Annotated in this window: 6 protein-coding genes and 2 pseudogenes; 1 reads left to right on the top strand and 7 read right to left on the bottom strand. The window is 40.5% G+C overall.

Features of this window, described 5'->3' with window-relative positions; all coding sequences use genetic code 11:
- Window positions 1-314 precede the first annotated feature (314 nt).
- The 3 genes and pseudogenes from VB654_RS16935 to VB654_RS16945 all read right to left on the bottom strand — a co-directional run bounded on the left by VB654_RS16935 (window position 315) and on the right by VB654_RS16945 (window position 3,330).
- Complete coding sequence (locus VB654_RS16935) at window positions 315-1,694, bottom strand: protein kinase domain-containing protein (protein WP_323214984.1); 1,380 nt, start codon at window positions 1,692-1,694, stop codon at window positions 315-317.
- 219 nt (window positions 1,695-1,913) lie between these two features.
- A pseudogene (locus VB654_RS16940) lies at window positions 1,914-2,168 on the bottom strand (DUF4351 domain-containing protein); the annotation flags it as partial.
- A gap of 184 nt (window positions 2,169-2,352) precedes the next feature.
- A complete protein-coding gene (locus tag VB654_RS16945) occupies window positions 2,353-3,330 on the bottom strand; it encodes a DUF4351 domain-containing protein (RefSeq protein WP_323214985.1) in 978 nt (325 codons plus the stop codon).
- 175 nt (window positions 3,331-3,505) lie between these two features.
- Here VB654_RS16945 and VB654_RS16950 point away from each other — a divergent pair, with 175 nt between their 5' ends.
- Entirely contained in the window at window positions 3,506-3,760 is a 255-nt protein-coding gene (locus tag VB654_RS16950; RefSeq protein ID WP_323214986.1) for a hypothetical protein, read from the top strand.
- A 98-nt stretch (window positions 3,761-3,858) separates the two neighbouring features.
- Here the strand turns inward: VB654_RS16950 and VB654_RS16955 are convergent, their stop codons facing one another.
- The 4 genes and pseudogenes from VB654_RS16955 to VB654_RS16970 form a co-directional block, all read right to left on the bottom strand.
- Entirely contained in the window at window positions 3,859-5,247 is a 1,389-nt protein-coding gene (locus tag VB654_RS16955; protein ID WP_323214987.1) for a serine/threonine-protein kinase, read from the bottom strand.
- 332 nt (window positions 5,248-5,579) lie between these two features.
- Window positions 5,580-7,106, bottom strand: coding sequence for a ferredoxin:protochlorophyllide reductase (ATP-dependent) subunit B (gene bchB, locus VB654_RS16960; RefSeq protein WP_323214988.1), 1,527 nt, complete (start codon window positions 7,104-7,106; stop codon window positions 5,580-5,582).
- A gap of 303 nt (window positions 7,107-7,409) precedes the next feature.
- The gene (locus VB654_RS16965; RefSeq protein WP_323214989.1) at window positions 7,410-8,147 is read right to left on the bottom strand and encodes a DevA family ABC transporter ATP-binding protein; all 738 of its coding nucleotides are present in this window, start codon (window positions 8,145-8,147) and stop codon (window positions 7,410-7,412) included.
- A gap of 113 nt (window positions 8,148-8,260) precedes the next feature.
- Window positions 8,261-8,853 (bottom strand): annotated as a pseudogene (locus VB654_RS16970) (FtsX-like permease family protein); the annotation flags it as partial.

An 8,853-nucleotide genomic window follows, 5' to 3' on the forward strand; every position in this document is an offset into this window, starting at 1 on the left:
TTGTATTTATGTATTTTTCTGCTAAAGTATGCAGTAAATTGGCTTTTGCCTTGAAATGTAAATTATATTATACAATTTTACTAAGTATATACTATAATAAGTATTCCCTTGAAACCCTTATTTTGTCTAAGCTTTATTATCTGTTGATGCGTTAAAATTATATTCTTAAGCTAATTAAATCACATTTAATCTAAATAGGTACACGAGGGCGGGTAAGATGCTGCTACCCTACGAGAAGGCCGCGCGAACACCCCTTAATTTAGGACTAAAGTCCTGACTACAAACTTTTGATTATTTACGCCGACTTACTCACTTTAAATTAACATTGTCTTATAGCTATCCAGCAGAGCAGATTTAAAATCTACCGCACTCTTAAAATAAATATCTGGTTTCTCCACTAAACCCAAATCAATCACCTCAGCCAACTTTTTAGGGATATTTGCATGACGTTGGCGAATAGGTACAGGGTCATTTTGCAACACCGCTAAAAATGGGTCGCCTGTAAAATTGCGGGGTAATTCCCCCGTTAACATATTATAAAGAGAAGCAGCAGTTGCCCAAATATCAACTTCTGGTTTGACATATTTAAAATTTAGTAGCTGTTGACGAGGAATAAAAGCAGGTGTCCCAGATGAAGAACCTGTGAGAGTTTGTCCACTTAAACCTGCCAAATCAAAAGATTTTGCTAAACCATAATCTGCTATTTTAGCAGTGATTTTGCCGTCAATGTAATTAAGTAAAATATTCCCCGGTTTCAAATCGCGGTGAACTAAACCATTACCTTTCCCATAACCACCATTTTGTAATTTTACATAAGGAATTTCGGCATTATGACTATATTCCAAACCATTGAGAACTTGCAGAATAATTGGCACAGCAATATTCACAGGTAATTTACCACCATACTTAGCCATTAAATCTAGAACAGTTCCGCCAGCACAATATTCCATTGTGAAAAAGAAAATATCCTCAAAAAAGCCATAATCGATGACTTGGATAACATGAGGATGCTGTAAAACCTTAGTATTTTCGGTTTCACGTAAAAACTTTTGTACAGCATTTTCATTGGCTGCAATTGCAGGTAACATCACTTTCAAAGCGATAAATTTACCTGAATTATGGTGTTGGGCTAAATAAACTTCACCAAAACCACCTTTACCGAGTAATTTAATTATATTGTAACCCTGAATTGCCAGCAAGTTCTGATTACCACCTGCGGCTAAACTCAGCCAACTTTGGATAATTGCTAAGAAGTTGGGTTTTTGTATAGCAGGTTGATGATGATTAATTGTAGGTAGAGAAAAGTTAGGAATATTTATTTCTTCTGGGTCAGCTTTGATATACACTGCAAACACAGTATCGCCCAGTTGAATTTCATCATCAGATTTTAAATCGTATTCAGGAAATTGTAACTTTGCTCCTTCTTCTGGAGTTTGATGTGCTGCTCTCTGCCCAATTTTGTTATCATTAACGTAAGTCCCATTTTTGCTACCAAAATCTCTAATTCTAATATTGGGCGGGTTGATATCCAATAAGCAGTGATAGCGAGAAATGGTAGAATGGTCAGCATCATTTGGTAGTTGAATATTGCACTCTGGGCTTCTACCAATAATACAAGTAGTGCGAGAATCAAAGGTATATTGTCTTCCTGGAAGTTTCCCTTTGATAATAGTCAGGATAGCTTGGGCAGCCATTTGATTTTTGCAGTTAAAATTATATTTTAAGCTGATTACAGCACATTTAGTCTAAATAGATATATGAGGGCGGGCAAGATGCCCACCCCACAATATTTATAGGTGTAGGTTGGGTAGAGCAAAGCGAAACCCAACGCTGTCCAGGATGTTGGGCTTCTTTAGGTACAGTCTGTCAACAGGCGAGGATGTTGGGTTTCCTTTCGTCAACCCAACCTACTGTTAATTTGATTCCAACCAGTTGAGTAAATCTGACATACTTGTAAAATCTAGTAAGGCTTCACCAAGGGTTTCTAATTGATTTCCCGAAAGTGATTGGATGTGCTGTTGTATCTCTGGGGATGGTTCACCTACTCGTCTTTTTAGCTGTTTCAAAATAACTGCTAATTCACCTTCTTGTCTTCCTCGTTCGTAGCCTATGCGCTCACCAGTGGTGACATATCTCATAGTCCTCTCCTGCTCAAATTGTTTAAACTTAAATCTCTAGCCCTGGCGATTAGAAATCGCGGCTATACAAACAAAGTCCGCACTTCGACAAGCTCAGTGACCACCTGCGCGGACTAAGAGAAAATTAAGGTTTTTAACCTGCGTAGGCGGGTTTTGCCTGTGTAGCCGTGACTTCTAGTCGCCTGGGGCAAGATATGATATTTAAAAATAGATTTCAATCAGATATGTTTGATTCCAACCAGTTGAGTAAATCTGACATACTTGTGAAATCTAGTAAAGCTTCGCCAAGGGTTTCTAATTGATTTCCTGAAAGTGATTGGATGCGCTGTTGTATCTCTGGGGATGGTTCACCTACTCGTCTTTTGAGTAGTTTTAAAATAATCGCCTGTTCGCCTTCTTGTCGTCCTTCTTGTTTTCCCTCTTCTCTTCCTCGTTCGTAGCCTATGCGCTCACCGGTGGTGACATATCTCATAGTCCTCTCCTGCTCAAATTGTTTAAATTCGTCCCAGAATTGATTTTCTAATGCTTTTGGTAAAATCATAACCCAATCGATGAATCGATAGAGGTTACGAATGTCTTGCTCTTGTAAGCCTATGTCGTATAATCGGCGAATTAGGCGGAATTTCCAGATTTTGCGTTCTGCTGGTGATGAGCGCGTCTGTTGGGTTTTCAAATGCGCCATTACTACTGTCGCAAAGGGATTATTGCTATTTTCTAACTCTTCCCAACGGTCTTCGTAATCTAAAAGTTTGACGCTACCAAATTCAAAGTCTAAGCGGGTGTCGGGATAATTGTAACTGTAGTTGTTGGGTCGCCATTCTCGGTTGGTGTCGCACAGTATCGCCAAGCTGATGGCTGGTTGGTCAAAGCGGTCAAAGATGCGAAAGTTATAAGTAAACATCCGCTTACCGAAATTATCTTCTTTTTGCGCCTGAATTTCTACATGAACTAATAACCACAGTTCTTGTCCTTGGGTGTGCCAAACTTTTACTAATTGGTCAGCATATCGTTTACCTTGTTCGGCTTCACGGGCGATTTGTTGAAATTCTTTGTTGAGAAATTGGTAGGGACGTTCCCAGTCAATTAATACTGCTGTTTCTGGGAAAAAGAATTGCATGGCTTGGGGAAAATATGCTTCCAGAATTTCTTTCCAGGGGCTATCGAAATCGGCGCGTTCGTTAACGTTGGTCATGAATTGATGGCGGAGGATTTTTTAGGGTTGTTGGGGCGGGTTTATTATTATCGTCGTTAATATTTTGCAACAACAGAATAATTGTCATTGCGAGGAGGAACGACGAAGCAATCGCATGGGTTTGTTGTTAGTCAGAGATTTTGCGATTGCTTCACTCCACTTCGTTTCGTTCGCAATGACGTGTAAAAAAGTGGGGTGCTTTAAACCGGAAAAGCGACACCGTTGGGGAAGTCGGTTGTTAGCAGGGATGAAACCACAACGCAATAAAGGGAAAAAATCTTCACCGGGACAGTTAAAGCTGTTTTGGGATGAGTTGAATATTGATAATGAGGAAATTCAACAAGTTGCGTCTAAATTTGTGAAAGCAAATTGTTATAACTCTAATCCTATTTCAACGGAGGATGTACTACAAAAATCTGTGCCGGATTGAGAAAACCGAGTGCCAGGTATCGGGAAGCCAGAACCAGCAAGACTTCGTGGAAAATTACGTGTTTATAAAACTTAAAAATAATTTGTAACCTTTAGATGTTACAGTTTACAAGTCTCGACGCGCTCCAAGAAATCCACCCCATCCTGCCTCCCCATCCCCACAAAAGGCAAATAACCTGCCATTACAGCAGGAAGGTGGGCTTTTGGTGCTTTTATATCAAAAGTAATATCCGCGTAGAATCCTTTCATCCCTCCTTTTCTCCATCCCACTTTGTCCCCGAAAGCTTCCCAGATATCTGAGTCGTACACATAGTCACCACCCAAACTTTGATAAATGCGATTTTGGACAGAAAAGCCAAATCGCCCATTACTATATTTTACCCACAACTGGTCAATAATGCGGAGGTCTTCACAGGGAAATTTCCAAATACTTTTTCTCTGTAACCAAAATTCTGTCTGATCATCTTTAAATTCCTGCTTCGCTACCGCTAACATTACTCGTGCTGTTTCCGCATCTGCTTCTTTCCACTTTCCAGTAGCGAGTAAATCACGCAGCTTTTTATAGTCCATCCCTACGGCTGATTTTAATTGTATCTCTTGGGGTGGGGTGATTCTCTCATGCTTGCGCTGAGGGGTTGGTACTGGGGTGACAACTAAACCCAAATTTTTGCGAAACTGCAACACCGTTGGGGTACGTTCTTCGGGTTCTAACGCCATCCCTTGTAAAATTGCATCATTCACCCTCGGACTAATACGGGAATTATAACTGCGTGGTTCTGGTAAAGGTTCATTATCATACTTACGATTTACCGCAGGTACTGGCTGTTGTTCCCCCTCTGCTTTCAGTCCGTCCGCAGTCAACAGATAATATAAGGTTGCAGCTAAAGCGTAAACATCGGTATGGGAACCAAAATTACCTTTGCGTCTATATTGTTCTATGGGTGCATAACCGTTTGTACCTGAGTTAGTCATGCTTTGGGTAGCAATACTCCGGGTTAAACCAAAGTCAATTAACACCGCTTCTTGTTGATTTTGTCGTAACAGGATATTTTGCGGTTTGATATCTCGGTGTAAGTGTCCCTTTTGATGAATATATTCTAAAGCCTGTCCAATTTGGTCTATATATAATAGTGCTTCTGTTTCTAATAGTTGTCCTTTTTTCTGGACATATTCAAATAAAGTTACGCCATCTATATATTCCATCACCATGCCAAAAAGTTTGCCTTCTTGGATGACTTCATTAACTTTGACTATATGGCGATGGTCAAAACCTTTAATTGTCAAGGCTTCGTTAATAAATTTTACCTGTTCTTCGGCAAAGTCGTTTTTGAGTTGCATTTGCTGATTCAGGGTTTTGATGGCGTATAATTTCCCTGTGTTGGTTTCTTGGGCTTTGTAGGTAATGCCATAACCTCCGCAACCCAAGGGTTTTCCCTGAATGATAAATCTACCTCTGTTTATTGGTTGATCGGGTTGCCAAATTATCATGGATTTGTCAAGATATATACTCTGTCTTTCAGCGTCTTTCTTATAAATTACAGTATAAGCGATTTATGAAGAACCCCACCCCCAACCCCTCCCCGCAAGCGAGGAGGGGAGTTAAGAGATGGGTTGGTTGATGATAATTTTTATACAAGGGCGGGCAAGATGCCCACCCCACAAGTTTTATGATATTAAGATGTATACTTCGGCAAACACTGAGAGGCTCAGATCCCCGACTTCTTCAAGAAGTCGGGGATCTATATAGCGTGAAGCTTCCAGCTTAAACAAGTTTTTTTCTCCCCTGCTCCCTGCTCCCTGCTCCCTTGCCTCTTTTCTGACTAAGCGCCTACGGACTCTTTGGCTGCATAAAGCACTTCGGCGTTAATCTCTTTGAAGCCTCTCTCACGGGCAAATTTCTCGGTGTTGCGTTTGACTTTACCTCGCACAAATCCGGGAATTTTGTTTAATTCGGCTTGTCCGTCTTTCGACCAGTTGAGGTCTGAGTCGGCTGAGATTCCTTTGGTGATTACTTCTTTGGTGTCGTGTCCACCGAAGATTTCTAAGAGGTGATCTTCCATTCCCAAGGTGAAGGAGTTGTATATCAAGTCTGTGATCTGATTTGTCCCTTCGTAACCTAAAAATGGTTTGTATCCAATGGGGAAGTTCTGCACGTGTATGGGTGAAGCTATGACTCCACAAGGAATGTCTAAGCGTTTTCCTACGTGGCGTTCCATTTGTGTACCGAATATGGCTGAGGGTTCGACGCGGGCGATCGCATCCCCAATTTCTCCGTGATCGTCGGTAATCAGCACTTCGTCACAATATTCGCTCACTTGTTCGCGGAACCAGTCTGCATCATATTTACAGTAGGTTCCCGCCCAAACAACGTGTATCCCCATTTCTCTCGCCAAAATCTTGGTCATGGCCGCAGCGTGGGTATTATCGCCAAAGACTACGGCTTTTTTACCAGTCAAGTTTTGACAGTCAATAGAACGGGAGAACCACACAGCTTGAGATACATTCATGGTTTGTTCTGTGATGAATGCTTCGTAATCAGCTTCCGCGCCTTGGGCGTTAATTACTTGCTGAATTTTACGGATACAACGAGCAGTTTCTACTACACCCATTGGCGTAATATCTACACAAGGTGTACCAAATTGTTCTTCTAAGTAAGCCGCAGTAGCTAAACCCAGTTCTCGGTAAGGTACTAAGTTAAACCAAGCTTGGGGTAATTTTTTCAAATCATGAACCGAAGCACCTTCAGGAATGATTGTATTGATTTCAATTCCCAAATCAGCCATTAGCCGCTTGAGTTCGGTGCAGTCGTGGTTGTTATGAAAACCCAGGGTAGAATTACCTATAATGTTAACAGAAGGTTTTGCCGTTTTACCTGCGGGTAATTCGCCCCGCTTCCGGGCTTTTTCGATGTAATACTGCACAATTTGGTGTAATGTGCGGTCTGCGGCTTGCAGTTCGTTGAAGCGGTAGTGGTTGACATCCGCTAACATGACATCACCTTTGGCTTCTAGCTGCGCCCGTTCGACAAAGTTGTGTAAATCTTCCTGGAGAATGCTAGATGTGCAGGTGGGAGTTAACACAATTAAATCTGGGTGTTCTTCTGCATCTTTGCGGGTGATGTTATCTACCACTTTTTCTTGAGAACCCCTGGCTAAAACGTTGCGGTCAACTACACTGGTGGTTACAGGGGTGAAGTTTTTCTCCCGTGATAACATGGAGCGCATGACGTTGAAGTAGTCATCGCCTAGTGGGGCGTGCATAATCGCATGGACGTTTTTAAATGAACTTGCGACTCGCAGTGTGCCAATGTGGGCTGGCCCTGCATACATCCAGTAAGCTAATTTCATGAATGTGTTCTCCCTTTGCAATTGAAATAACTATAAGTGCTTGATTATGAAATCGCTTCTGATTGTCTCAAATGTTGGAGTCGCAATGAAAGGGGAGTTTTTGCTGATGGGGTTGGTAATTAATCGCCCAAACCTAGTTGCTGATTGGGGTTTGGCTTTTGATTTTAACAATATTCATGTTGTTTAATTAAATAACTCTTAATGATTGGACAAGTATTTTTATCGTTTTTTGTTGATTGTTAAATTATTACTAAGAATGTTTTGCACCGCAGAGGCGCAGAGTACACAGAGGGCAGAATACACCTAGACTGGGGTGGGATTGCAGACTACTTGTTTAATTAATCGTCCGTCTTCCATCTGAATGATCCGATCTGCTATGTCTAAGATGCGGTTATCGTGTGTCACCATTAAGATGGCGCAATTCTGTTCTCTGGCTAGTTGTTGCATGAGGTTGACTACATCACGCCCGGATTTACTGTCTAAGGCGGCGGTGGGTTCATCTGCTAGAATTAATTTGGGATGACTAACTAAAGCTCGCGCGATCGCTACCCGTTGCTTTTGTCCTCCTGAAAGGTCAGATGGATAGTAATTTACTCTATCTTCCAATTTAACGGCATTGAGCATAGCTTCTGCTTTGCGGCGTGCTTCCCTGGGGGAGATGTTTTTGTGCAACTCCAGTGACATTTGGACGTTTTGTCGGGCTGTTAAAAAATCTAATAAATTGTGAGCTTGAAAAATATAACCAATATGGCGACGGACTTGTACTAATTTTTCGTTAGTAGCTCCATAGAGTTCTTGTTCAAAAAATTTGAGACTTCCATCTTGAATAGAACGTAATCCACCAATTAAAGTTAATAAAGTTGTTTTTCCTGAACCTGAAGGACCCGTCATAATGACAATTTCCCCAGGTCGAATAGCAAAATTAATATCAAACAAAATTTGAAGTTTTAAGGCATTTTTTCCCAAGTATTGATTCAGGTTTTCTATCTTGACAATATATTGTTGTTTAATTTGCCGAGATGGGAATTTATCTGCGTTCATTTGCATTCATCCTGTTCTATGGGCGGTTAATATTTTTTTTCGGGGATGAAATTGAATTTCAACTTTCTTATGAGTAAGGAGAGGTAGGCAGGAACATATTTTAATTAAGCAAGTTAAAAAATATCTGCTGGGTCTAACTTTCGGAGCTTGTTCGTAGAGAAAAATCCAGACAATAAGCACATAATTATGGCTATAAAAAATACGATAACTGCTCTTTCTAAGTTCATGATCACAGGTAATTGAGTCGCATTTTTGGCAATATCATACAACCCTAAAGATATGGCAAAACCTGGAATATAACCCATAGATGCTAAGATTATAGCTTGTTGAAAAACAATACTCAAAAGATATTTATTTTTAAACCCCATAGCTTTGAGTGTGGCATATTCAGCCAAGTGATTAGAAATATTACTATAGAGAATTTGATAAACAACAATTACGCCCACAACAAAGCCCATAATCACCATGAAATTAAACACAAAACCAATAGGTGTTCTCAATGCCCAATAGTCTTTTTCTAATTTCATAAAATTTTCACGAGTAATTTAATTACTGTAACATCTTTAGGTAACTTAGCTGTTAAATTTGCTAAAACTTTTTCAGGGTTAGCGCCAGGTTTGAGCTTAATTAAACCTATATCTATATCTTGTACAGAACGCTCTTGAAATATCCGCAGAAATGTGGAGATGCTCACTATTAAATTTCC

It is taken from the genome of Nodularia sp. UHCC 0506, assembly GCF_034931045.1.
Classification (GTDB): Bacteria; Cyanobacteriota; Cyanobacteriia; order Cyanobacteriales; family Nostocaceae; genus Nodularia.